The organism is Thalassotalea coralli (genome assembly GCF_055786205.1).
Genome location: NZ_JBVVBK010000001.1, coordinates 740,408 through 764,768 on the forward strand (window position 1 = coordinate 740,408; position 24,361 = coordinate 764,768).

Annotated in this window: 23 protein-coding genes; 12 read left to right on the forward strand and 11 right to left on the reverse strand. The window is 40.4% G+C overall.

Annotation, left to right across the window (positions count from 1 at the left end; genetic code table 11):
• The first annotated feature begins 8 nt into the window (after positions 1 to 8).
• Complete coding sequence (locus ACOB80_RS03340; RefSeq protein WP_473164381.1) at positions 9 to 923, forward strand: carbon-nitrogen hydrolase family protein; 915 nt, start codon at positions 9 to 11, stop codon at positions 921 to 923.
• Between the two features lie 35 nt (positions 924 to 958).
• On the opposite strand, the gene ACOB80_RS03345 is transcribed toward ACOB80_RS03340, so the two are convergent.
• Entirely contained in the window at positions 959 to 1,480 is a 522-nt protein-coding gene (locus tag ACOB80_RS03345; protein WP_473164382.1) for a MerR family transcriptional regulator, read from the reverse strand.
• Between the two features lie 76 nt (positions 1,481 to 1,556).
• Positions 1,557 to 1,958, reverse strand: a complete 402-nt coding sequence (locus ACOB80_RS03350; RefSeq protein WP_473164383.1) for a hypothetical protein — start codon at positions 1,956 to 1,958, stop codon at positions 1,557 to 1,559.
• A gap of 312 nt (positions 1,959 to 2,270) precedes the next feature.
• Between ACOB80_RS03350 and ACOB80_RS03355 the strand changes: the two genes are divergently transcribed.
• From ACOB80_RS03355 to ACOB80_RS03375, 5 genes are all read left to right on the forward strand, one after another.
• On the forward strand, positions 2,271 to 3,698 hold the full coding sequence (locus ACOB80_RS03355; RefSeq protein WP_473164384.1) for a M20/M25/M40 family metallo-hydrolase: 1,428 nt from the start codon (positions 2,271 to 2,273) through the stop codon (positions 3,696 to 3,698).
• Positions 3,699 to 3,927: 229 nt separating this feature from the next.
• The gene (locus ACOB80_RS03360; protein WP_473164385.1) at positions 3,928 to 4,638 is read left to right on the forward strand and encodes a DUF2268 domain-containing putative Zn-dependent protease; all 711 of its coding nucleotides are present in this window, start codon (positions 3,928 to 3,930) and stop codon (positions 4,636 to 4,638) included.
• Between the two features lie 203 nt (positions 4,639 to 4,841).
• Positions 4,842 to 5,366 (forward strand): RNA methyltransferase, encoded by a 525-nt coding sequence (locus tag ACOB80_RS03365; protein ID WP_473164386.1) that lies wholly within the window; start codon positions 4,842 to 4,844, stop codon positions 5,364 to 5,366.
• 399 nt (positions 5,367 to 5,765) lie between these two features.
• Positions 5,766 to 6,272: an RNA polymerase sigma factor gene (locus tag ACOB80_RS03370; RefSeq protein WP_473164387.1), complete on the forward strand. Its 507-nt coding sequence runs from the start codon at positions 5,766 to 5,768 to the stop codon at positions 6,270 to 6,272.
• A 1-nt stretch (position 6,273) separates the two neighbouring features.
• Positions 6,274 to 6,933, forward strand: a complete 660-nt coding sequence (locus ACOB80_RS03375; protein WP_473164388.1) for a hypothetical protein — start codon at positions 6,274 to 6,276, stop codon at positions 6,931 to 6,933.
• 112 nt (positions 6,934 to 7,045) lie between these two features.
• On the opposite strand, the gene nth is transcribed toward ACOB80_RS03375, so the two are convergent.
• The 8 genes from nth to ACOB80_RS03415 form a co-directional block, all read right to left on the reverse strand.
• A complete protein-coding gene (nth, locus tag ACOB80_RS03380) occupies positions 7,046 to 7,678 on the reverse strand; it encodes an endonuclease III (RefSeq protein WP_473164389.1) in 633 nt (210 codons plus the stop codon).
• 36 nt (positions 7,679 to 7,714) lie between these two features.
• A complete protein-coding gene (locus ACOB80_RS03385; RefSeq protein ID WP_473164390.1) occupies positions 7,715 to 8,416 on the reverse strand; it encodes an electron transport complex subunit E in 702 nt (233 codons plus the stop codon).
• On the reverse strand, positions 8,416 to 9,045 hold the full coding sequence (rsxG, locus tag ACOB80_RS03390) for an electron transport complex subunit RsxG (protein ID WP_473164391.1): 630 nt from the start codon (positions 9,043 to 9,045) through the stop codon (positions 8,416 to 8,418). Before rsxG ends, ACOB80_RS03385 begins: the two co-directional genes overlap by 1 nt.
• Positions 9,046 to 9,055: 10 nt before the next feature.
• Complete coding sequence (rsxD, locus tag ACOB80_RS03395; protein ID WP_473164392.1) at positions 9,056 to 10,105, reverse strand: electron transport complex subunit RsxD; 1,050 nt, start codon at positions 10,103 to 10,105, stop codon at positions 9,056 to 9,058.
• Positions 10,106 to 10,107: 2 nt separating this feature from the next.
• The gene (gene rsxC / locus ACOB80_RS03400) at positions 10,108 to 12,531 is read right to left on the reverse strand and encodes an electron transport complex subunit RsxC (RefSeq protein WP_473164393.1); all 2,424 of its coding nucleotides are present in this window, start codon (positions 12,529 to 12,531) and stop codon (positions 10,108 to 10,110) included.
• A gap of 13 nt (positions 12,532 to 12,544) precedes the next feature.
• Positions 12,545 to 13,102: an electron transport complex subunit RsxB gene (gene rsxB, locus ACOB80_RS03405; protein WP_473164394.1), complete on the reverse strand. Its 558-nt coding sequence runs from the start codon at positions 13,100 to 13,102 to the stop codon at positions 12,545 to 12,547.
• Positions 13,102 to 13,683, reverse strand: coding sequence for an electron transport complex subunit RsxA (gene rsxA / locus ACOB80_RS03410; protein WP_473164395.1), 582 nt, complete (start codon positions 13,681 to 13,683; stop codon positions 13,102 to 13,104). The genes rsxB and rsxA overlap by 1 nt, the downstream gene beginning before the upstream one ends.
• A 144-nt stretch (positions 13,684 to 13,827) precedes the next feature.
• The gene (locus tag ACOB80_RS03415; protein ID WP_473164396.1) at positions 13,828 to 15,693 is read right to left on the reverse strand and encodes an EAL domain-containing protein; all 1,866 of its coding nucleotides are present in this window, start codon (positions 15,691 to 15,693) and stop codon (positions 13,828 to 13,830) included.
• 479 nt (positions 15,694 to 16,172) lie between these two features.
• Between ACOB80_RS03415 and rimP the strand changes: the two genes are divergently transcribed.
• From rimP to rpsO, 6 genes are all read left to right on the forward strand, one after another.
• A complete protein-coding gene (gene rimP / locus ACOB80_RS03420) occupies positions 16,173 to 16,631 on the forward strand; it encodes a ribosome maturation factor RimP (protein WP_473164397.1) in 459 nt (152 codons plus the stop codon).
• Positions 16,632 to 16,674: 43 nt separating this feature from the next.
• Positions 16,675 to 18,171: a transcription termination factor NusA gene (gene nusA / locus ACOB80_RS03425; RefSeq protein WP_473164398.1), complete on the forward strand. Its 1,497-nt coding sequence runs from the start codon at positions 16,675 to 16,677 to the stop codon at positions 18,169 to 18,171.
• A gap of 21 nt (positions 18,172 to 18,192) precedes the next feature.
• A complete protein-coding gene (gene infB, locus ACOB80_RS03430) occupies positions 18,193 to 20,880 on the forward strand; it encodes a translation initiation factor IF-2 (protein WP_473164399.1) in 2,688 nt (895 codons plus the stop codon).
• A 194-nt stretch (positions 20,881 to 21,074) separates the two neighbouring features.
• Positions 21,075 to 21,476 (forward strand): 30S ribosome-binding factor RbfA, encoded by a 402-nt coding sequence (gene rbfA, locus ACOB80_RS03435; protein ID WP_473164400.1) that lies wholly within the window; start codon positions 21,075 to 21,077, stop codon positions 21,474 to 21,476.
• Positions 21,469 to 22,419, forward strand: coding sequence for a tRNA pseudouridine(55) synthase TruB (gene truB, locus ACOB80_RS03440; RefSeq protein WP_473164401.1), 951 nt, complete (start codon positions 21,469 to 21,471; stop codon positions 22,417 to 22,419). Before rbfA ends, truB begins: the two co-directional genes overlap by 8 nt.
• A gap of 110 nt (positions 22,420 to 22,529) precedes the next feature.
• Positions 22,530 to 22,799, forward strand: coding sequence for a 30S ribosomal protein S15 (gene rpsO, locus ACOB80_RS03445; protein ID WP_473164402.1), 270 nt, complete (start codon positions 22,530 to 22,532; stop codon positions 22,797 to 22,799).
• 83 nt (positions 22,800 to 22,882) lie between these two features.
• Here the strand turns inward: rpsO and ACOB80_RS03450 are convergent, their stop codons facing one another.
• Positions 22,883 to 24,085 (reverse strand): DUF3667 domain-containing protein, encoded by a 1,203-nt coding sequence (locus ACOB80_RS03450; RefSeq protein ID WP_473164403.1) that lies wholly within the window; start codon positions 24,083 to 24,085, stop codon positions 22,883 to 22,885.
• Between the last annotated feature and the right edge of the window lie 276 nt (positions 24,086 to 24,361).

The window sequence follows — 24,361 nt, forward strand, 5'->3', positions numbered from 1 at the left end:
TAATAACGATGGATAAAGCGGTAATAAAAAGCTTAAAGGCAAGTGTTGTATTTACGTTCTTCTTTAGCCTGATAGCGTGCAGCACAGTAGTTGAAGTAGGTGACAAACAGGAACAAAATAGCGCTAGCGTTAGTGTTGCTATGCTACATATAGCACCAAAGCTGGCGGAAACTCGAGAAGATATTTGGCAAAATGTTAAGTTAGTTGAGCAAGGAATGAGGCAAGCCAAAGCAAAGGGAGCTGATTGGGTGATGACTCCTGAGCTGAGTTTAACTGGGTACCGATTTAAATATAAAATTGGTATCGACTGGTTCGAAGAAGGAGTAGATCGTTGGACTCGTTATTTGCAACAAACAGCAGATGAATTAGATATCGTTCTTTTTTTAAGTCACTTAGAAAAAGATAGTAAGACGCAATTAGCTTATAACACCTTATTTGTTATCGATGGCGAGGGCGAAGTCTTAGCAAAGCATAGAAAGATTAATACCATTCCAGGCTCTGAATCTTGGTCAACAAAAGGGCGTGAAGCTACCACAGTGTCATTATCATTGCATGATAATACAGAAGTAAATGTTGGCTTACTCATTTGCGCAGACGCTTGGCCAGAAAGTCATAGTCAATTACTTAAGCAGCAAGGCGCTGAGGTGATTGTTTCAACAGCTAACTGGGCTCCTGGGCTTTATGGACCGGGCGAAACATGGCGAAAGCGTGCCTTCGAAACAGGGTTACCTGTTTTTGTGAATAATCGAACAGGAATAGAAGACACGTTAGACATGACACAAGCACAAAGTGTTGTTGCAGTACCATCTGAAACTGCTGGAAAAAGGCTGTTTAGCCACCACTCATTAGACAATCAAATCGTGATGTTTACGTTTGATTTTGCTAACGATTCACTGCAAGGCCTAAATAAACTGAAATTTTGACCTTTTGAGTGCTGAATTTATCGTCTTATTGAACGCTAAAGCTTTGACCAAGCTCGAATACGTTGAACCTCTTCAGCACTGCATCCTAGTGACTCTAGAAAGTCTTTGTGCATCTCTGGTAAGTCTTTTTCAAACTCGATATGCCAGTTGTGCATATCCTGTTCGTCCATACCTGAAGCTTTAAGGATGTTTACCCACTGATCCTTATTCATGGTTTTAGTACTTCTAAATAGTGAATCTTTGCCCAGTAGTTTTACAATAAGCTGTTGCTGTTCTCTTAATTTACTTATTTCAGTGTTTAAATTAAGTAATCGCTGTTCAAGTACAATTGTTGCGCTAGATTTTTCAGAGGTTAATATTTCTGCAATCGATTCTAGAGACAGACCTGCCTCACGAAATGTGGCGATCTTTTCCATTCTTTCTATGTCACTTGTTGAGTACAACCGGTAATTAGCGTTTGAGCGAGCAGAAGGCGTTAGTAACCCTATTTTGTCGTAATACAGTAAGGTACTTCGAGATAAGTTAAATTTTTTACCCAGTTGGTTTACGGTGAGCATGCTTTTCCTCAATAATAAAATGATAAAAGCTGCGCTATATCATTTGGATATTAAAATTAGTTTAACCTTTGCTGAACTAAACGCGAAATGCCTGCAAGTCAGGAGCAACAAATTTGTTTTTAGCTTGGGGTGAATTGAGCAACTCAGCACTATAGTATTGGCCAACTATAGTGGGTAATTCATCGACCAAATCTTTGTTTCTTGCTATAAAGTTATCAAAATTCATACCGTTATTTATTATTCGTCTTTCAGCCATAATATAGACAATGGCACTTGTTAGCGTGTGTTGATACTTATCGGCAGCCCCTAAACTTTTAGCGTAAGCAGATATACCGGATGTTATTTTTTTTAACGCTAGGTCTAAGGTGTGCTTACTTAAATAAAGCCAAGCGATCCTTAAATGGCCCAAGTGGTTAAATTCATTCGCAGCTAAAGTAAGGTTTTCAAATTGTTCTATGAATTCTGCATCGTCAAGCATTGTTAAATTTCCTCAAATTGATAAAAAATGTAAGGCTAAACTATCAAGTCATGGTCAGGTCAAATATCAAATGTAGTGTTAAGTTAATTTGTTTAAACCAGTTAATTACTTACTTGAAGAGTGCAATTGGTGATCTTTCATCGAGAGTTAAAAGAATTGATAGAGAGTTTTCATTTTTAAAAAGAGCGATGATTTTCACTTTGGACGATAGTTCGATAAAAGCACTAGACTAAATAAAACTTACGTTTAGAATCTATAACGTTGTATTTAACACTACCCCCACTAAATAAAGTTTCGCTTTATGGAGCAAAAATGAAATTAATAAAAAAAGTTACGCTCAGCGCATTATTCTGTGTAATTACCGCGCCCTTATTGGCCTCTGAGTCGCCAATCTCAAAACATCAAAAAGAAACCGCTCAACAGTTAATGGACACTGCACTTAAAAGTGACTTAGCGTTTGATATTGTTGAATCATTAACAACAGAAATAGGCCCTCGTTTAGGCGGTTCAGAAGCCGAAAAACGCGCTCGTGATTGGGGGGTAGAATTAGGTAAAGAGTTAGGCTTTGATAAGGCTTGGATAGAAGAATTTACTATGCCATTTTGGGATAGAGGGCATTTGCACATTGCTCTTACATCTCCGTACAACCAAGAATTATATGGTTCTGCACTTGGTGGCGCAGCGCCAAGTAAAAAAGAGATCAATGCTCCTATCGTTTATTTTAGAGACATTCACGCATTAACAGCTGTTAAAGATGGCGCATTAAAAGGTAAAGTGGCGTTTGTTGACGGTGAGCCTATGGTTAAAAGCCAAACGGGTGCTGGTTACGGTCCGTCAAATCAAAAACGAAGAATTGGTTGGAAACATGCAGAACGTGGTGGTGCTAGTGCGTTAGTTATTCGCTCTGTCGGCTCAGACTCTCACCGTTTTCCTCACACTGGCATGATGAGTAAAAATGAAGATAAGTGGGCGAGCATTCCGGTTATTGCAATCTCAAACCCTGATGCAGATCACTTGCGTCGTTTACACAATTTACAAAAGCCACTTTCTATTTCGCTTCACTCCGGCTCAGATTGGAAAGGTGATGTAACAAGCGGCAACGTTGTGTTGGACATAATTGGTAGTGAAAAGCCTGAAGAAATCGTACTTATTGGCGGTCATTTAGATAGCTGGGATCTTGGTACTGGCGCTGTTGATGATGGCGCAGGTATTGCGATTACCACTGCAGCTGCAAAGCTTATTGCCAACTTACCTAAACGCCCAAAACGCACAATTCGTGTTGTTATGTTTGGTGCAGAAGAAGTTGGGTTATTAGGTGCAATCGCTTACGCTAAAAAGCATAAAAACAATCTACATAACCATGTTTTAGCCACTGAATCAGACTTTGGTGCAAGAAATATTTGGCGTATTGTTTCAAACGTAAACCCTGAAGCGACTAAGTTAGTGGACGAAATCGCTAAAATTATCGCACCTTTGGGGATTATTCGTGGTGGTTCAAATGTTAAAGGCGGCGGACCAGACATTATTCCTATGGCGGAAATGGGCGTTCCAACGATTCGTTTGAGCCAAGAGGGCACAGATTACTTCGATCTACACCACACACCTGATGATACTTTAGATAAGATTAAGCCTGACGAGTTAGCACAAAATGTGGCAGCCTATGCTGCGACAATATACTTGTTTGCAGATACCGACGCAGACTTAAAAGCAAAACCTAAAACGTCAGAAGCAAAAAAATAAAGAACGAGTGATTAATTCACGTTAGAAATGGGAGGCTATTAGGCCTCCCTTTTTCATTGGTTCGGTAATATTAACAATCTAGCTATTATCTAGTGCTTTTCACTAATTTATAAATAAAAGGATTTAGCGATTGAACCTGGTTTTTTGGTTAATTTATTGAAATATATGTAAAAAAACTATTGGACAGTTTTTTGCTCTTTTATAGTTTTAATATCAAGGATAAATAAACATGAAATTAGCAGCGTTTGTCGCAGGAATTGTTTTTGCTTCTACAGCCTATGCGGAAACTGAAGTCGCAAAATTTACATTTGTAAATAGTGAAAAAGTGAAGATTACCGAACAACAAAAATTAAAAGTAAAAAGCATTGTTAAGCAGACCATAAAAGATACTGAATCAGTTCTGTCTACAATAGCTAAACCAATTACCTTCACTGTAAAAATTGTCGAGTGGGATTTATCGCCGGTTTATGGGGTTACAGGTAGAACCGATAGAGCAGATGCTATCGAAGTATCAATATCTTCGACATACGAGAACGGACTTGATGGTGCTATAAGTGACGGTCTAAGAGGCTTAGTGTTTCATGAGCTTCATCACTCGGTTAGAGGCTGGACAATGCAAGACAACAAATTCCCAAAAGGAATTGATGTAGCAGCCATCAATGAAGGTCTTGCTGATGTATTTGCCGAACAGCAAATACATCGAGACATGAACAAAATGCCTAAAGACGTTGATTTTGATGCGTGGGTAAAAGAGATAAAGCAATTACCTAAAGATGCCAACTACGGACATTGGATGGGGTTTCATCCTGATGGACGCATTGCTGTTGGTTATAGAGCAGGTGCATACGTCGTTAAGGCGGCAATGAAAAACTCAGGCAAGGGTATTGTCGAGTTAAGCCAATTAAGCCCTGAAGAAATATATCGCTTAGCTGGCATGTAATCATTTTATACACTAGCTTTGGCTATATAAGAGTCGAAGCTAGTGTGATTTTACTTCTCTATTCGCAATTCAAACTTTAAAACATGCGTAGTTGAATTTAGCACTTCCATTCTAGTATCTATAACTAATTTAGTTGAACAGAATATTTTTTCACGTATGCTAGCGCCCACTATCAAATAGCTAAGATATCTAAATTTAAGATAATGAGTCAGTCACGTGTAATTATTGGTCTAGTGAACCCTAAAGGGCCAACCAATGTTGGTACCGTCATGAGAGCATCAGGTTGTTTTAATGCTAATGAAGTTCTTTATACGGGTGCTCGTTATGCGCGTGCAGCGAAATATGAAGTAAAAACCAATACCGATACGCATAAATCGAGAAACAGCATCCCATTGACTCAAGTGGAGTGCTTGGTTAGTCAGAAAACCGAAAATATGAAAGTGGTTTGTGTAGAGCTTTGCGTAGGTGCCACATCGCTAACTGACTTTGTTCACCCTGAACAAGCTATGTATATATTTGGCCCAGAAGATGGCTCAATTAGCCAAGATATTATTGATCAAGCAGATCACGTCGTTTATATACCAACAAAAGATTGTTTAAATCTAGCGGCAACTGCAAATGTTGTTCTTTATGACAGACTTGCTAAATCTTCTTTTATTAATCAAGGTGATGAATTGATTCGAAAAAGTCGTGATACCAATAATCGCTTAAAAGTTAAAACTAGCTAGCCTAGGCTATCTTGGCAAGAAATAGCCTTTGAACATTCATGATGAAATAAGTCACCTCCATTTTGTGAGCTAAAACTAAGTTCAGCTTTAATCTCATTTCCTAATAAATTTATTTTAATTCAAGCGTTTCTAGTCCTACTTAAATTCTATTACATATACCTGTTTTGCTAACATCAATGACGCCATATTAAGCGACTTATTTTCAAAGGGTTAGGGTATTCCTAAGTCGTTTTTTTTTAGAGAGTAACTATTTTTTTTAATATTTTTTAAATTTATTTTGTGATTATTTCAAAGAAGCTGCGAATAATTAGATAAGAAGATTATGTCAATGAGTACCGATAGTATAAAACTAGTATGTTAATTGGCTAAAAAACATGAGGAATCTGTGAGTGATGTTGAATGAGTACAACTAGAAAGAAACAATTTGTTCAGTTGATGGAACAGAACAAGGGGATTGTTTTTAAGGTCGCGAACTCTTATTGCCAACATCAAGATGACCGACAAGACTTAGCACAAGAAATATTAACCACTATGTGGCTTGCCTTCGACAAATACAATCCAGAATATAAATTTTCAACTTGGATGTATCGCATAGCCTTGAATGTAGCAATCTCTTATTACCGCAAAGACAGTAAACGGGAAGACAAAGCGAATGCAAATGAAGAATGTTTAGTTCATATTGCCGACTTAACTCAAGAGGGAGAACGAAGCGAAGAGATTAGGCTGCTGTATCAATTTATCGGTCAGCTAGATAGTTTGAACAAAGCGATTATGTTGCTCTATTTAGAAAGTGAGCCTTACGACGACATAGCGAATAGTTTAGGTATAAGTAAAACGAATGTAGCCACGAGAATTGGCCGAATTAAAGAAGCTTTGAGAAAGCAGTTTGACAATCAGGAGTCTTAACATGAATATAGATGAAATGAAAAATATGTGGAAGCAGCAAGATTCTAACAGTACAAAGTCTATTAACATCGATCAAAAAATGCTAGCTGAAATGAAAGTGAATAAACAAATACAGGAGTTGGCAAACATGAAGTGGGCGCGTATTGTTGAAGGCGTCGTGTTCTTCATCATAACAGTGTTGTTATGGCGTTATATTGCTCAAGACTTTGAAATATCACCCGTAAATATTTCTGCCTTTATACTGACAGTGTTTTCCATAATAGGGCTTGCAGGAAGTATTGGACAAATCGCTTTAATTTCGAAAGTTGATTATTCAAAGCCCGTTAGCGAATTGCAGAAAGGTATATATCACGTTTGCTCACATAAACTTAATTTAACTAAGTTGTTGTTGATGTCTACGCCTTTTTATCTAGCTTATGTATTTTTGGGTTTTGACCTAATGTTTGGTATCGACTTGTTTCAGCATTTGGAATCGCACATGATTTGGTTTTATTCATTATCTTCCGTGTTATTGTTTGTTTGTTCCGCATGGGTTTTGTATAAATTGAATTACAACAATATTTCGACTTCGTGGGTGAGAAATACAATCCAGTTCATCGTTGGTGAGCGCTTAGTAAACATGGCCCAATTTATTAACAACATGGAGTCGAGTGAGTATTAAATAGATAGGGGCATCAATAGTCTGCTAAGGACAGCGAATATTGGTGCCACCTTGTATAATTAGCTGTGAGCGATTTTAATTTCTAACACTCAAAGTCTCTAAGGATAATAATCTATTCTGTCTTCTCTTTATACTCACACAAATCTTCAATAATACAAGCGCCACATTTAGGCTTACGGGCTGTACAAACATAACGGCCGTGAAGAATTAGCCAGTGGTGAACGTCTACCTTAAATTCTTTAGGAACAACTTTAAGCAGTTTGTTTTCTACTTCTACCACGTTTTTACCCATGGCAAATTTAGTACGGTTTGAAACGCGGTCGATATGGGTGTCTACGGCGATTGTAGGCCAACCAAAAGCCGTGTTAAGTACAACGTTTGCTGTTTTTCTGCCAACACCTGGCAACGCTTCTAAGGCTTCTCGACTTTCTGGCACCTCACCACCATGTAAATCGACAAGCATTTGGCACGTTTTCATGGTGTTTTCAGCTTTGGTGTTAAATAAACCAATCGTTTTTATATAATCTTTAAGTTTATCTAGCCCTAGATCAAGAATGGCTTGAGGCGTATTTGCGACAGCAAAAAGTGGCCCTGTCGCTTTATTTACACCGACATCTGTTGCCTGCGCTGATAGCAAAACTGCGATTAGCAATTCAAACGGATTTGTAAAATTAAGCTCTGTTGTTGGGTTTGGGTTGTCGTCACGAAGACGCGTTAAAATTTCTAAACGCTTTTCTTTGTTCATTTTTTATAGCCTTGCCCTTGAGTGAGCTGCTGTAGGTTAGTTATCGAAACTAACCCTAACGCGCTCTATTTGTTGCTCTTGTTTTTTAGGTTGTTGCTCTGCAATCATTTGATCTATTTTATTTTTTAGTGCGATCAAAAAGCCCATGGCGATAAAAGCGCCTGGCGGTAATATTGCGAGTAGAAATTGGTTATCTAAAGCGAATACTTCAATACGTAAAACGGCAGCCCACTGCCCTAGAAGTAAGTCTGCCCCGTCAAACAAAGTACCTTGCCCTAGTACTTCTCTTATTGCGCCTAACAGTACCAAAACGATTAAAAAGCCAATACCCATCATCAAACCATCGAAACTGGCTTGTTTAATTGGGTTTTTAGAGGCATAAGCTTCAGCACGCCCAATAATGGCACAGTTAGTCACGATTAATGGTAAAAATATGCCCAACGATTCATACAAAGAAAAGGTAAACGCATTCATTAGCAGCTGCACACAGGTTACGAAGGCAGCAATAATTAATACGAAAATAGGGATACGAATTTCTTTCGGAACCCATTTTTGAATCGCTGAGACGGTTGCATTTGAACAAACTAAGACAAACAAGGTAGCTAAACCTAGCCCTAGAGCATTAACGACTGTTGAGCTTACCGCGAGTAATGGGCATAAGCCTAGCAGTTGGACTATGCCTGGATTGTTTTTCCATAGGCCTTGCCAAGCAAGTTCCTTATATTCTGGCGTCAACATTACTTGCTCTCCTGACATTGAGTAGCTTGGGTAAATAGCGTCTGTTTATGTTTATTAAAATAGAGCGTTGTTCGTTTAACAGCATTTACGACAGCTCTTGGTGTTATGGTTGCTCCGGTAAACTGATCGAACATCCCGCCGTCTTTTCTAACTGCCCAATTAGGATCGTTTTCATCAATAACCGATTGTTGGTTAAATGATAAAATCCAATTGCTGCGTCTAATCTCTATTTTGTCGCCTAAGCCAGGTGTTTCACTATGCTTTAAGGTACGAACGCCTTGAACGAGGCCATCGTTATTTACAGCAACAAGTAGCTCAATGTTACCGTTGTAACCATCAGGTGCTACTGTTGTGATAGCGGCGGCAACAGGCTGTTCATTTAAAAAGGCTAGGTAAGCTTTTTGTGGTGAAGGCGATAAGGCTTCATCATTGATAATGATGCACGACTTGGTCATATCATTGTCGTGGCTATCTGGGTTAACAACTTCCGCAAGTGTCTTAACCAGGTATTGTTGCTGCTGGTGCGCAATTTGCTCAAAGGTTAGCCAGTGCACCGTTGCAACTAAAGCAGTTGCACCTACGGCGAAGAGGGCTAGAAGTTTGGCGTTTTTTTCGATTGCTTGCCGCATTATCTTTCCTCTACTCGTGGCCGTACGTGCGTGGGCGGGTATACTGATCAATCAGCGGTGCTGCCATATTACAAAGTAAAACGGCAAAGGCTACTGCGTCTGGGTAACCACCAAACTTACGAATAATAAACACTAAGAAGCCGGCAAGTGCTGCAAATATAATGCGACCTTTGACACTTGTTGCACCTGATACCGGATCGGTAAGAATAAAGAATGCACCTAGCATAGTCGCACCAGTAAACCAGTGAAACATCGTTGATGCGTTAGTGTCAGGGCTTATTAAAAAGGCAATAAAAGAACACAAAAACAATGAGGCTAGGAAGCTTACCGGTGTTACCCAAGGAATCGCTTTCTTGGCTATCAGTACGATACCGCCTAATAGAAAAGCCAAATTAACCCATTGCCAACCTAGACCAAAATAGTCACCAAATATCGGGTTGACCATGATTTCATCTACGGTTTGACCTAGCGTCAAGCTAGTCTTTAATGTGTCTAGTGGCGTTGCCATGGTAAAGCCGTCAACATGTGTACGCAGTTGCTCTATGGAGTAACCATCTATGGTGTAATTAGTAAAAATGACGGCACAGCTGTTAATAAAATCTAACGGCGCAGCCATTAATTCTTGTGGTGGTTGCCACGATGTCATTTGCACTGGAAATGAAATTAATAGCACAACATACGCTGCCATCGCTGGATTAAACGGGTTATGACCAATACCGCCGTAGAGTTGTTTAACTATCACAATAGCGAAAATCATTCCTATAACGGTAACCCACCAAGGAGCGAAAGCAGGCAAGCTAATGCCAAGGAGTACCGCTGTAAGGATAGCGCTGCCGTCAAATAGATGAGTTTTAATTGGCATATTGCGTAGCGATAACACAAAAAATTCAGCGACCATGGCAACTGCTATTGCAATACTAATATGGATTAAGTTACCCCAGCCAAAGAAATACCATTGGGCAGCAATACCTGGGATAGTGGCATAGATAACCAAGCGCATAAGTGCTGAGGTTTTACTTTGTTCATGCTCGTGAGGTGAGCTGGCAATCCAATAGGCCATAGTTAGTTATTTGCTCCTGATTTTTGGGCAAGTTTTTTTGCTTTAGCTTTAGCAACAGCAGCGGCAATGCGTGCTTTCTTATCATCTTCTGGACTAGCATCTTGAGCGCTAGTTTTCTCTGTTACTGCTTTTTCATCAGTATTTTGTGGAGCGGCATGCGAGCTTACTGCTTCTTCCGTCTGTTCATTGTCAGTTTTAGCGGCAGCTTTTTTTGCTTTAGCTCTAGCGACAGCTGCGGCAATGCGCGCTTTTTTATCATCTTCAGGGCTAGCTTCTTGAGCGCTCGCTTCTTCAGTCTGAGTATTTTCTGTTGAAATTTGAAGCTCTGGTTGAGAGTCTGAAGATCCTTCTTTCGGCTCATCGTCAGCTTTAACAGCGGCTTTTTTTGCCTTAGCTTTAGCCACTGCGGCTGCTATACGTGCTTTTTTAGCGTCTACCGGATTCGTAGCTTCAATGTTTTCTTGTTCAGCGGCCGATTTGTCTTCAGCAACTAATGGCGTAGAAGCACTTTCTTTTAACTCGCTGTCATTAGTGGCTGCCTTTTTCGCTTTTGCCTTGGCAACTGCGGCAGCTATTCGCGCTTTTTTAGCGTCTTCAGGCGATGTATCTTGTAATGATGGTGCAGCGTCACCTTCAGAAGGTGTATTGATATTTTGTTGGCTCGCGGCTTTTTTGGCTTTAGCTCTCGCCACAGCAGCGGCTACTCTATCAGATTTAGATAAAGGCTCAGGTGCCTGTGCATTGTTGACTTCTTTATCTGGTGCTTCGGCTTGCTTCGCTTTCTTCGCTTTCGCTCTTGCAATTGCTGCTGCGACTTGAGACTTTTTATCATCTGCTGGCGTGTTATTTTCACCAGATACAGCCGATTCTCCCGCTTGTTGAGCCTTTTTCGCTTTAACTCTCGCTAAAGCTGCGGCTACGGCAGATTTTTCTTTATTGGCTTCTTCAGTACCTGAATTCATTCTCGCCTTGCGAGCTTCTGCTGCTTTGCGGTGTTTTTCTTCACGAGCAAGCTTTTCTCTTTCAAGGCGTTGTTTACGTGCTTCAAAGCGCTGTTTGGCTTTCTCGGCTTTTATGTCGAGCAGCTTTTGTTGACGAATTTCAGCTTTGGCAACACGATAATAGTGCACTAACGGAATGTGACTTGGGCACACATATGCACAAGCGCCACATTCAATACAGTCGAATAAATTAAGTGCTGTAAGTTGTTTGTGATCTTGTGCTTTAGCACTCCACTGTAATTCTTGGGGCAGAAGCTGAGCAGGGCAGGCTTCTGCACACTGACCACAGCGAATACATTCAACTTCTTGTTGGTCTTCAAGGATCTCTTTTTCGCTTGGAGCGAGGACACAGTTAGAGGTTTTTACTACAGGTACTTGCTCTGAAGGTAAGCTAAAGCCCATCATAGGCCCGCCCATAATAATATGGCGTTTTGTTGGAGAACCATAGCCACATTGGTCAAGTAGGTATCCAACCGGCGTACCTAAAAGCGCCCATACATTCTGTGGTTTGCTTAATGCTTGCCCTGTAACCGTAACAACGCGTTTTATAAGGGGGGTGTCTGAAATTACCGCTTCTGCTATTGCATGGCAGGTTGCAACATTTTGCATCACGATACCTAAGCTACTAGGCAGAACACCAGAAGGAACTTCTTTACCCGTTAATGCTTGTATTAACTGCTTTTCACCACCAGTAGGGTATTTCGTGGGTAAAACGCATACTTTAACTTTATCTAAATGTTCTGTGGCTTTTTTTAGAGCGCCAATAGCTTCCGGTTTGTTATCTTCAATGCCAATTAAAATGAAGGCAGGAGATAGCAAGTGATCAAGAATTTCGATTCCTTCCACGACAGACGATGAAAGCTCACGCATCAATAAATCGTCAGCGGTGATATAAGGTTCGCATTCTACAGCGTTGATAATTAAATAATTGATTTGTGCCGCGGTATTCACTTTAACATGACTTGGAAAGCCCGCACCGCCCATTCCTGCGATACCTGCATCAACTATTTTCTCGACGATTTCTAGCTTATTTAGTTGCTTGTAGTCTGGCGTAATGTGTCTCTGACGCCAAGTATCATCGCCGTCAGGTGTTAGAAACACGCAAGTTTCATGTAAGCCTGAAGGGTGAGCAATTACATGTGGTTTTATTGCAGTAATTGTGCCGCTGGTTGGCGCATGTACTGGCACAGCTAAAGGTGCATTTGCTTTAGTTAAAGGCTGTCCCTTAAGTACTTGCTCGCCAACTTTGACAATTAGGTCGCCAGGTTCACCAATATGCTGTTGAATTGGAATAACTAATTGCTGCGGAATACCTGCCGTTTTGATCGGTTTGTCAGTCGTCAGAAATTTCATTTCTGGCGGATGAATACCACCGTGAAATTCCCAAAAGTTGCCGTGTTCTATTCTATCAATTATTGAGTCCACAAAAACCTCTCACTCACGGCTCAACCTGAACTACAGGAATACTATTTAAATCCCACTGCCAATTACGCGTTGTTGTTTCGATAGGGCGCATTTCGATGCAATCGACAGGACAAGGGGCAACACACAAGTCACAACCGGTACATTCGTCGGCGATAATAGTATGCATTTGCTTGGTTGTACCAATGATGGCATCAACGGGGCAAGCCTGAATACACTTTGTACAGCCGATACAATCTTCTTCGATGATAAAAGCAACTTTTGGTGTATTGTCAGCCTCGTGTGCTTCGTCCATTGCCACGGGTTCTACACCCATTAAATCAGCTATTTTCTTAATGGTGTCATCACCACCTGGAGCACATTTGTTAATAGCTTCGCCATTAGCAACGGCTTCAGCATAAGGTTTACAACCAGGGTAGCCACATTGACCGCATTGTGTTTGCGGTAAGATTGAATCGATTTGCTCAACAATAGGATCGCCTTCAACTTTGAATTTGATTGAAGCGAAGCCGAGAAGCGCACCAAAGAGCAGGCCTATCACGCCAACAATGAATATCGCCAGTAATATTGTCATTATACTTTCACCAATCCGGTAAAGCCCATAAAGGCTAATGACATTAAACCAGCTGTTATCATCGCGATAGCGGCACCTTTAAAAGGAGTTGGCACATTGGCGTTTGCTAATTTTTCGCGCATAGCCGAAAACATTATTAAAACGAGGGAAAACCCTAGCGCTGCGCTGAATCCGTATAAAATTGAAGATAAAAAGTTATGCTGCTCGTACATATTAAGAAGAGCGACGCCTAAAACCGCACAATTAGTTGTTATTAGCGGTAAGAATATCCCTAACGAACGATATAAATTGGCGCTGGTTTTATGGACTACCATTTCGGTAAATTGCACCACCACCGCGATAACCAAGATAAATGTCATCGTTGTTAAAAACTCTAAAGATAAAGGCGCAAGAATATAAGTTTGTACTAAGTAACTTAACAGTGAAGCTAGTGTCATGACGAAAGTGGTAGCAAAAGACATCCCTATTGCAGTTTCGGTTTTGGATGAAACACCCATAAACGGACACAGGCCTAAAAACTTCACTAAAACGAAGTTATTTACCAAAACGGTGCCAACCATTAGTAGTAGGTAGTCAGTCATGAAATACAAAAGATAATAAAAAATTCATCGTATTATCCGACTTTCTGTCGCAGATAACAACAATTTGATGTCATAAGGTTGTTGCTTATGCAATAACCTTATTTGGTGTATGGCTAATTTATACTGAGGATAATGTTATTTAGATCACATCGATTCTGGTTTGCCAATGTAATAACCTTGGCAACCATCAATAAATAACTTTTCTAAAGTGTACTTTTCTTCTTGGCTTTCAACACTTTCTGCTAAGACAGAAATGCTGAGCCTGTGAGCTAGATCTACCATTAAGCGAAGGAAATATTGGTTGTTTTTATCTTCGTCTATATCTCGTGTGTACATACTATCCATTTTGATATAGTCAGGTTTGAGATCTCTAAAGAACTTGAACGAAGTTAATCCAACGCCAAATCGCTCTACTGTTACGCGAGCGCCAACGCGGTGAAGCATGTCGATAAATCGTTTGCTTGTTTTAATATTTTGTTGGAGTCCATGCTCGGTAATTTCAAAAATAAGGCTGCTACTGACGTTAGGGTCGCGTAATAACCTGCGTTCTAACCAAATAGCAAAATGTTCATCATGAATAGAACGGGCACTTAAGTTAATACCAAATTGCTGATCTGTCATATTTTTAGATTTGATCATCTCAATGGCTTGTTCAACTATCATGCGGTCAACTTCAATAATTTTATCAAGCTTTTCAGACATGGCGATAAACGATGCCGTTGGCAGTAACTCATTATCAGAGTTGAGGAAGCGCGCCAAGATTTCACTGTACATTTTAGCATTTCGGCTGCTAGGTTTGATGTGCTGAACGAGTAAATTAACTCTCGTGTTTTCTAATACGCTATCAATTTCTTGTCGCCAATTTTGATTGCCGTAACTGGCGCTTGAACTTTCTAAAATCGACGTGTCAGTTTGAGAATACCAGGCATTTTTTTGTTGAGTTTGTGCGACACTTATCCCGGTGTCTGCTAAGGCGAGTAACTCACCTAGAGGACTTTCTTTGTCAAACGAAACCAGGCCCGTAAATCCAACTGAATCTAAATCAGATGCAGACTGGTAGTCGCTAAATTTATTCGTTAACTCTTCAGCAAATTGTTCAGCGTCTTTTATGGTTGTATTTGGAAGAATACAAGCAAAGTCTGAACTATTTAATCTAAATACCTTGGCACCTTTGTAACGACTAATTGCGGACTTAATAATGTCAGATACTTTTCTAATATAATTATCGCCTTCCTGATAACCATGAATTTGATTGATGGTTTGCAGCTCAGAACAGCGAGTGATGGTCAAGACACCAAAGTCCATCACACCTTCTTTCTCTTCAAAAAACTGGACAAAACGTGTGCGATTTTCTAGTTCTGTTAACGGCTCTATGTAAGCTTCTTTTTCTAATTTGGTTCTATTTTGTTGCTCGCCAGCTATTCTCGCGGTTATTAAAGATAGTGTTTCGCTTAACGCTGAAGACTCTGCCACTATTTGTTTTTGTTCTTGATTTACGTTTTCTTGAGAGTTAAGTGTTTTTTCAACAATCTGGACAAGGCTTTCTAGGGTCGCTTTTTGTATGCTAACGCCGTTGTTTGCAAAAAGAGCAGCGCATAAAAAGGAAATAATCAGTAATGATACTGATAACACCAATAAACCATTTGCACTTTGCACGGTGGATATTTGTAGTGTAATAACGACATCCCTTTGACTTACAGAAACCTTTGTTGGCGGTGGCGTTAACCACGGCACAGCACTTTCGTTGTTAGCTTTGAATTGAAAAACGGCTTCATCGTCAGATATTATTGTAAACAAGTGAAAAGCTTGTGAGGTGGTGAGGCTGCGCCCTTGCTCGGCTAAGGCGAGTAAGTCGTTTGATTGAATACCGTGCTGGACAATCGATGCCAAATGCTTTTGTTCTTCAGCGATTTGCTTTTTTAGCGTGAAAGCAGACGTCGCTATTATAGCTAAGCTAGCGAGTAACAAAATAAGCAAGTAACGCATAAAAAGTTGAGAGAAGCGCTTCATAATATCCCTTACAAAATGTCACTTTAAACAGCAATAGTGCTCTAATTATTGTAGTAATAAATGCGAGTAAAGCCCAGTAAGTTATTACCGCACATACCTTTTACTGATGTTATATCACCTTTTTTCAGCTAATGCTAACAGGATGTAAATTTATTCATTTCATGTGAATCTACACCTTAATAGCATTACTATTTTTTACAATATTCTATAACAGAACTTTCTTGCGCTATATTTGATATCGGGATATAATCCCGCCAACTTTAGTTAAAGCAAATATCACTGAGCGCGATATGATTGTAGAATCTATCGTTTTTTTGTTTTAACTGCTGCACTTTGAAGGCAGCATACATTGCGGGTATCAGTGAAAAATGCCCCGTGATGGGGTTTTTTTGTGCCTGATTTTAGGTACAACAGCATGTATTATCGCTGGGCATTAGGCCCTTTTTTTGTTTCTGAACACCTAAAATTGGAGAAGCTAATTGGCTAAATTTGAAGACAAATTAACGGAAATGTTATTACCTGCCGTAGAGGCAACAGGTAAGGAGTTACTTGGTATAGAGTTTGTAAGTGCGGGTAAACACTCGATCCTACGCGTTTATATTGATAGCGAAAATGGCATTAACGTTGACGATTGTGCAGAAGTTAGTCATCAAGTCAGCGCGATATTGGATGTTGAAGACCCAATCAGTACAGAATATAACCTCGAAGTATCTTCACCAGGTATGGATCGCCCGCTATTTAAAAAAGCGCACTACGAAGCGATTATTGGTGAAGTAGTGGAAGTGAAATTAAATATGCCGCTAAACGGACGCCGTAAATTTAAAGGGCGTTTAGAAGCGATCGAAAATGACACGTTAATTGTGGAAGTTGACGGCGAGTCGTATGAGCTAGTTATTAGCAATATCGACAAAGGCAACTTAGTTCCACAATTTAACTAATTGAACGATTTTAAGATAACGATTAACAGATAGGCTAAATAGCATGAGTAAGGAAGTATTACTGGTTGTAGATGCCGTTTCAAATGAAAAGGCGCTACCGCGTGAAAGTATCTTTCAGGCGATGGAAACAGCGTTAGAAACTGCTACCAAGAAAAAGTATGAAGGCGATATCGCCGTTCGTGTTTGTATCGATCGTAAAACAGGTGAGTTTGACACCTTTAGACGTTGGATGGTGGTAGAAGATAGCGACGAGGCTTTAGAAAACCCATACGCTGAAATTGGTTTAGCTGCAGCTCAGTACGATAACCCTGAGGTTCAATTAGGCGAGTATGTAGAAGATCAAATTGAATCGATTAAATTTGACCGTATTACGACACAAACGGCTAAGCAAGTTATTGTACAAAAAGTACGCGAAGCTGAACGCGCATTAATCGTTGATTCATACCAAGACCAAGTTGGTGAGTTAATTACTGGTGTGGTTAAAAAAGCGAGCCGAGATAGCGTTATTCTAGACTTAGGTAACAACGCCGAAGCGATTATTTACCGTGATGACATGCTTCCTCGTGAAGTGTTCCGCCCTGGCGACCGTGTACGTGGTTTATTATACGCAATTAAACCAGAAGCACGCGGTGCTCAGTTATTTGTATCTCGTACTAAGCCTGAAATGTTAATCGAACTTTTCCGCGTTGAAGTACCAGAAATTGGCGAAGAAATGCTAGAGGTTCGCGGCGCTGCTCGTGATCCAGGTTCTCGCGCAAAAATTGCTGTTAAATCTAACGACAAGCGAATCGACCCTGTAGGTGCGTGTGTTGGTATGCGTGGCTCTCGAGTACAAGCTGTTTCTGGCGAGTTAGGTGGTGAGCGTGTAGATATCGTGTTATTCGATGACAACCCTGCACAATTTGTTATCAACGCAATGGCGCCAGCTGAAGTGGCTTCAATTATTGTTGATGAAGACAAGCGCACTATGGATATTGCTGTTGAAGAGGGCAACCTAGCAATGGCTATCGGCCGTAATGGCCAAAACGTACGTTTAGCGAGCAACCTAACAGGTTGGGAACTAAACGTGATGACAGTAGATGACATGAATGCTAAGCACCAAGCAGAAAACGACAAAGTGCTTAACTTGTTTACTGAAAAATTAGATATCGATGATGATTTCGCTACTTTACTTGCTGAAGAAGGCTTTACGTCATTAGAAGAAATTGCCTACGTACCAGTTAATGAATTATTAGAAATTGACGGTATGGATGAAGAGATTGTTGAAGAGTTACGTGATCGTGCAAAAGCGGCGCTTACTACGCAAGCACTAGCAAGTGAAGAATCTCTTGAAAACGCTGAACCAGCTGAAGATTTATTAAATCTAGAAGGATTAGATCGTCACCTTGCATTCGTTCTTGCAAGCAAAGGTGTAGTTAACCTAGAAGATTTAGCTGAACAAGGCGTTGATGATCTAGCGGATATTGAAGAGCTAGATGAAGAAAAAGCAGGTGAGCTAATTATGGCTGCTCGTAACATCTGTTGGTTTAATGAAGAATAAGCGCCGGGAGAACACTATATAATGGCATCTGTAACAGTTGAACAACTTGCCAATGAAGTAGGTACGCCGGTCGAAAGATTGGTTGCCCAGTTATCTGATATTGGTATAGATAAAACAGCTAGTGACGACATTTCAGAATCTGAAAAAGAATCGTTATTAGAACATTTAAAAAAGCAGCACGGTGATGACTCAGCTGCACAGCCTAGCAAAATGACTTTAAGCCGCAAAAAGAAAACAACACTTTCTGTTGGTAGTGGCTCTAAAGCTAAGCAAGTTCAGGTAGAAGTTCGTAAGAAGCGCACGTACGTTAAGCGTAGCGATTTAGAAGAGCAACAATTAGCTGAACAAAAGGCGAAAGAGGAAGAAGAAGCACGTATCAAGGCTGAAGAGGAAGCTGCACAAGCAAAAGCTGAAGCAGAAGCTAAGGCCAAAGCAGAAGCAGAAGCTAAAGCGAAAGAAGAAGCTGAAGCAAAAGCACGTGCAGAAGAAGCTGCGAAAGAAAAAGCAGCTGCAGCGCAAAAAGCGAAAGAAGCGGCAAAAGAAAAAGCGGCTGAAATAGAAAAAGCGAAAGATAAAGAGCCTGTAGTAGAAGAGAGCGACGAAGCTCGTAAGCTTCGTGAGCAAGCAGAAGCAGAAGCGAAAGCAAAAGCCGAAGCTGAAGCTCAAGCAGCTGCAGAAGCCGCTCGTAAGCTTGCTGAAGAAAATGAAGCTCGATGGAAAGCTGAAGAAGCAGAGCGTAAAGCCCATGAAAATGATGTTGTACACGTAACTTCATCTGTTTACGCACAAGAAGCTGAAGACGCAGTTGATGCTCAAGAAGAGGGCGGTGGTCGCCGTCGCAAGAAGAAAAAAGGTAAGAAAGATGACAAGCCTGTCACTATGGGCAAAGGTAAGAAGAAGACTCTTTCTGCACCACAAAGCTTAAAACATGGTTTCCAAAAGCCTGTTGAAGCAAAAACGAAAGAAGTTCGCATTGGTGAAACTATTTCTGTTGCTGAATTAGCTAACAAGATGGCTGTTAAAGGTGCTGAAGTTGTTAAAGCTATGTTTAAAATGGGCGCTATGGCAACTATCAACCAAGTGATTGACCAAGAAACTGCTGCACTTGTTGCAGAAGAAATGGGTCATAATGTTATCTTGGTGAAAGAAAATGCTTTAGAAGAAGCGGTACTTTCTGATCGTGGTGATGCAGGTGATGCAACAACTCGTGCGCCAGTTGTTACTATTATGGGTCACGTTGACCATGGTAAAACATCATTACTAGATTACATTCGTGAGGCAAAAGTTGCTGCGGGTGAAGCAGGTGGTATTACTCAGCACATTGGTGCATACCACGTTGAAACTGAAGGTGGCATGGTGACCTTCTTAGATACACCAGGTCACGCCGCGTTTACAGCGATGCGTTCTCGTGGTGCTAAAGCGACAGATATTGTTATTATCGTAGTTGCTGCCGATGATGGTGTAATGCCGCAAACAGTTGAAGCAATTCAGCATGCTAAAGCTGCTGACGCGCCAATTATTATCGCAGTTAACAAAATGGATAAAGAAACTGCAGATCCAGATCGCGTTAAAACTGAGCTTTCTCAGCACGATGTTATCCCAGAAGATTGGGGTGGTGACGTACAATTTGTTCACGTATCGGCGAAAACTGGTTTAGGTATCGACGAATTATTAGACGCTGTATTACTTCAATCTGAAGTACTAGAGTTAACAGCTGTTGTTGATAAGATGGCAAGTGGTGTTGTTGTTGAATCTAAGCTAGACAAAGGTCGTGGCCCTGTTGCTACTGTACTTGTTCAAGAAGGTACGCTAAACCAAGGTGATATCGTACTTTGTGGCTTAGAATATGGTCGTGTAAGAGCGATGCGTGATGAGCTAGGCCGTCAAATTCAATCAGCTGGTCCTTCAATTCCGGTAGAGATCCTTGGTTTGTCTGGTGTTCCACAATCAGGTGACGAAGCAACAGTTGTTAAAGATGAGCGTAAAGCACGTGAAGTAGCTCTTTACCGTCAAGGTAAGTTCCGTGATGTTAAGCTAGCACGTCAGCAAAAAGCTAAGCTTGAGAACATGTTCTCAGATATGGCTGAAGGTGAAGTGTCAGAAGTTAACGTGGTACTTAAGTCAGACGTACAAGGTTCACTAGAAGCTATTTCTGACGCACTTGTTAAGCTTTCTACTGAAGAAGTTAAAGTTAAGATTATCGGCTCAGGTGTAGGTGGTATCACTGAAACTGACGCATCTCTTGCGGCAGCTTCAAATGCGATTGTGGTTGGTTTTAACGTTCGTGCTGATGCATCTGCGCGTAAGGTTATCGAAGCTGAAGGTGTAGATTTACGTTACTACAGCGTTATTTACGACTTAATCGATGAAGTTAAGCAAGCAATGAGTGGTTTACTTGCTCCAGAATTCAAGCAAGAAATCATTGGTCTTGCGGAAGTACGTGACGTGTTTAAGTCGCCGAAAATTGGTGCAATCGCTGGTTGTATGGTAACTGAAGGTATTATTAAGCGTAACAACCCAATTCGCGTATTACGTGAAAACGTGGTTATTTACGAAGGTGAACTTGAGTCACTTCGTCGCTTCAAAGATGACGTTCAAGAAGTTCGAAATGGTACTGAGTGTGGTATCGGTGTTAAGAACTACAATGACGTTAAAGTTGGCGACCAGATCGAAGTTTTTGAAACTGTTGAAGTTAAACGATCACTTTAATTTTTGCTTGATTCTTTCGCTTGTAGTGTTGTCGGAAATGCTCACGTATCTATATGCGCTGCGCGTTTCCTCCTAACTAAAAACGAAATTGTCTGCGCAAATTATTAAAGTGAAAATTTAAGATATAAGTTGTTAATGAAATGGGGGCGTTGCCCCCGTTTTTATCTCCATAAGAGAATGAATTAGGAGTATCTATGAGCAGAGATTATTCTCGTACTGACCGAGTTGCTCAGGAAATTCAAAAAGAAGTAGCGATGATCATTCAACGTGAAGTGAAAGATCCTCGTTTAGGCATGGTAACGGTTAATGCAGTTGAAGTAACTCGCGATTTGGCTTATGCCACCGTTTATGTGACCTTCTTTACCCTTGAAGACCAGAACGTAGATGTTGCTGTAGAAGTGCTAAATGAAGCTTCTGGCTACGTAAGAGGTATTTTGGCTAAGCGCATTAAAGCGCGCATAATGCCTGAGCTACGTTTTGTTTATGACAAGTCGCTTGTTGAAGGTGTTCGCATGACTAACCTTGTAAATCAAGCGGTTGCATCAGATGCAAAAAATCGTGAAGAGAAAGGCGAGGGTGAAGAAAACGATGGCTAAACGTAGAAAAGGCCGTCCGGTTAATGGCATTGTTTTACTCGATAAGCCATACGACATTTCTTCAAACCATGCGCTTCAAAAAGTGAAGCACATCTATTTCGCCCAAAAAGCAGGGCATACCGGAGCGTTAGATCCACTCGCGACGGGCATGTTACCCGTATGTTTAGGTGAAGCGACAAAATTCTCTCAGTTCCTCCTTGATACAGATAAAACCTACAAGGTGACTGCTAAACTAGGTATCCGTACCACTACCAGTGATATCGACGGTGAAGTTGTTAGTGAAAAGCCTGTAAACGTTACCGAGCAACAGTTAATGGACGCATTAGAGCATTTCCGTGGTAAAAGCCAGCAAGTGCCGTCAATGTACTCAGCGCTAAAGTATCAAGGGCAGCCTTTGTATAAATACGCCAGAGAAGGGGTAGAAGTTCCTCGAGAATCTCGAGAGATTGAAGTTTTTTCTCTAGACGTACTTCGTTTTGAAGGTGATGAAGTTGATATTGAACTAAGAGTATCTAAAGGTACCTATATTCGCACTATCGTAGATGACCTAGGTGAAATGCTAGGCTGTGGTGCTCATGTATCTGCTTTACACCGTACTGCTGTCGGCAGCTATCCTGCCGACAAAATGGTTACGCTTGAGACATTAAACGCGCTACTTGAAAAAGCAAAAGAAAATGGTGAAAAACCCTCTGAGCGATTAGATTCACTGTTATTGCCTATGAACACGGCGGTAGAAGGTTTACCGAAAGTGTCGGTAGATGCGATGAGTGCTAGCTACCTGAGAAACGGTAATCCAGTGCAAGCGGCAAATGCTCCAGTAGAAGGCTTTGTACAGGTCTATATTGAAGACCATGAGGTAAATGAATTTATTGGCGTAGGTGTGATTGACGACAATGGTTTAGTTGCCCCGAAACGAATTACCGTAGTAAACCCTGGCGAGTAAACTTGCAAACTGAGCAAAAATTGTTAGAATACGCGCTCTTTGGAACGTCTTGCTGATTTAGTGTTCGGCTTGACGCGATTTTGAAACACTAAAATATTTAAGGAATTATTATGTCTTTATCTGCTAGCCAAAAAGCTGCTGTTGTAGCTGAGTACGCAACTAAAGAAGGTGACACTGGTTCTCCAGAAGTACAAGTTGCTTTGTTAACTACACAAATCAACCACTTACAAGGTCACTTTAAAGAGCACATCCATGATCACCACTCACGTCGTGGTCTTTTACGTATGGTTAGTCAACGTCGTAAGCTTCTTGACTACTTAAAGCGTAAAGATGTTGAGCGCTACACTGCGTTAATTGGCAAGTTAGGTCTACGTCGTTAATCGACAGCTGATTTAATTATCCAAAAAAAAGCAACCTTAATAGGTTGCTTTTTTTATGTCTAAAAGAAAGTTCACAATTCTAATTATGTTGGCATATCAGCGACGCCCCAGATCATCGCGGCGACAAAGGTGAAAGTAATTAACAACAGGTAGCTTAGGCCTATCAACGAATACTTAAGCGTCGTCATAAAGTAGCCTTGTTTGTATACCCGTTTTTGCATGATGAAAATATAGATAGGGATCCAAACTAAAACCCCAATAGCTAAATAGTCTGTAACCTCGCTAAGAAAGGCATATTCGCTACCAAATACTCCGCTTAAATAATCGAATATTTGTACTAGCATAAATGCAAAGAATATAAAGCTATGGCTATGTAGAGCCACTGTTAAATGTTCTAAATAAAGGCGTTTTTTAAATAGATAAAATACTTTTAGGATTACCGCAAATAAAGGTAAAAGCACAAACATTAACTGAGGGAGTTTACTCACAGTTTGTTTAAATAACGCATCCCAAGAAGAGTTTTGTGATTTTTTCTCTATCGATTTAGTAAACTCATTGAGCTTATTATTGGCATCATCACTGAGAAACTCAAAGGTAAAGTTGCCCTGCTCGTCATTACCAAAATTAATACCACCAACAATCAATGCATCTTCATTGCCGTCCATTAATGCTTGCCAGGTCGTCAATTTCTTCTTCAGTGACTCTGCATTAACGTCTGTTAGTTCTCCATTCTTTAGCTGACTAAGCTTTAAATTGGTAATTTCTTCGACTAAATCGAAGAGTGCTGTGTTGTTTAACGTATTGGCGCCAGTTATTGAATTAAGCTTATTAGATAGTTGGCTAGTCAACTTTAAGGCTTTTACAAGTTCGTCGCCTTCAAGTTTATTTTGGCTCTCAGTCGATAATTCCTCTATTTTTGTTAGAAGGTCAGCACGTGCGTTTTTAAAGCTATCGTCTTGTTGAAAGTCGGCAAAAAAGTTTAAGGAAATAAAAAATATGATACTAATAAATAAATATAAGCGCAGTGGTGGCACATAATGTACTCGGCGGCCTTCAAAATATTCTGCAGTAAGAAAGCCTGGCTTTACCATTAAAGGCCACAGTGTTCGGTTAGCACGAGAATCAAAACTAAAGAAGTCGTCCAATAAATGAAGAATGACTGTCCAAAAGTACTTTAATGTGGGCTCAGCTTGCTGACCACAGTTTGCACAATAAGGCCCAATAAGTGCACTGTTGCAGTTTTCACAAAGCTGCGTGGTTTCCTCTGGTTGTACCGACTTTTCCATTATCAACGACGTTGTTTTAGTTGTTATTAGTTTAATGGTAACAATAGCTTGAAGCTTTGTTAACCTTAGTTATATGTCTAATTAATGATAAATTAAAAATTATTATCATTATTTACAATTTTAACGTGCTGAATAGCGTTTGTTCTGTTAGATTTAGCTAGGTGTTGTTTTATGTTGTAGTAGGCATTTTGTTCGAGTTTAATGCGGCTTAACAAAGGTTAAGGGGTATGGAAGCGGATCCTACGGACGGTGTTTATTGCGTTTTTCTATTGCGAA

What these genes read in the sequence shown, in the direction of transcription:
- rsxA (WP_473164395.1), bottom strand. Translation starts at nt 13,683, where the DNA reads ATGACTGACTACCTACTACTAATGGTTGGCACCGTTTTGGTAAATAAC.
- ACOB80_RS03450 (WP_473164403.1), bottom strand. Translation starts at nt 24,085, where the DNA reads ATGGAAAAGTCGGTACAACCAGAGGAAACCACGCAGCTTTGTGAAAAC.
- ACOB80_RS03355 (WP_473164384.1), top strand. Translation starts at nt 2,271, where the DNA reads ATGAAATTAATAAAAAAAGTTACGCTCAGCGCATTATTCTGTGTAATT.
- ACOB80_RS03345 (WP_473164382.1), bottom strand. Translation starts at nt 1,480, where the DNA reads ATGCTCACCGTAAACCAACTGGGTAAAAAATTTAACTTATCTCGAAGT.
- truB (WP_473164401.1), top strand. Translation starts at nt 21,469, where the DNA reads ATGGCTAAACGTAGAAAAGGCCGTCCGGTTAATGGCATTGTTTTACTC.
- rsxG (WP_473164391.1), bottom strand. Translation starts at nt 9,045, where the DNA reads ATGCGGCAAGCAATCGAAAAAAACGCCAAACTTCTAGCCCTCTTCGCC.
- rpsO (WP_473164402.1), top strand. Translation starts at nt 22,530, where the DNA reads ATGTCTTTATCTGCTAGCCAAAAAGCTGCTGTTGTAGCTGAGTACGCA.
- nth (WP_473164389.1), bottom strand. Translation starts at nt 7,678, where the DNA reads ATGAACAAAGAAAAGCGTTTAGAAATTTTAACGCGTCTTCGTGACGAC.
- ACOB80_RS03350 (WP_473164383.1), bottom strand. Translation starts at nt 1,958, where the DNA reads ATGCTTGACGATGCAGAATTCATAGAACAATTTGAAAACCTTACTTTA.
- rbfA (WP_473164400.1), top strand. Translation starts at nt 21,075, where the DNA reads ATGAGCAGAGATTATTCTCGTACTGACCGAGTTGCTCAGGAAATTCAA.
- infB (WP_473164399.1), top strand. Translation starts at nt 18,193, where the DNA reads ATGGCATCTGTAACAGTTGAACAACTTGCCAATGAAGTAGGTACGCCG.
- ACOB80_RS03370 (WP_473164387.1), top strand. Translation starts at nt 5,766, where the DNA reads ATGAGTACAACTAGAAAGAAACAATTTGTTCAGTTGATGGAACAGAAC.
- rsxD (WP_473164392.1), bottom strand. Translation starts at nt 10,105, where the DNA reads ATGGCCTATTGGATTGCCAGCTCACCTCACGAGCATGAACAAAGTAAA.
- ACOB80_RS03360 (WP_473164385.1), top strand. Translation starts at nt 3,928, where the DNA reads ATGAAATTAGCAGCGTTTGTCGCAGGAATTGTTTTTGCTTCTACAGCC.
- ACOB80_RS03365 (WP_473164386.1), top strand. Translation starts at nt 4,842, where the DNA reads ATGAGTCAGTCACGTGTAATTATTGGTCTAGTGAACCCTAAAGGGCCA.
- nusA (WP_473164398.1), top strand. Translation starts at nt 16,675, where the DNA reads ATGAGTAAGGAAGTATTACTGGTTGTAGATGCCGTTTCAAATGAAAAG.
- ACOB80_RS03340 (WP_473164381.1), top strand. Translation starts at nt 9, where the DNA reads ATGGATAAAGCGGTAATAAAAAGCTTAAAGGCAAGTGTTGTATTTACG.
- rsxB (WP_473164394.1), bottom strand. Translation starts at nt 13,102, where the DNA reads ATGACAATATTACTGGCGATATTCATTGTTGGCGTGATAGGCCTGCTC.
- ACOB80_RS03375 (WP_473164388.1), top strand. Translation starts at nt 6,274, where the DNA reads ATGAATATAGATGAAATGAAAAATATGTGGAAGCAGCAAGATTCTAAC.
- ACOB80_RS03385 (WP_473164390.1), bottom strand. Translation starts at nt 8,416, where the DNA reads ATGTTGACGCCAGAATATAAGGAACTTGCTTGGCAAGGCCTATGGAAA.
- ACOB80_RS03415 (WP_473164396.1), bottom strand. Translation starts at nt 15,693, where the DNA reads ATGAAGCGCTTCTCTCAACTTTTTATGCGTTACTTGCTTATTTTGTTA.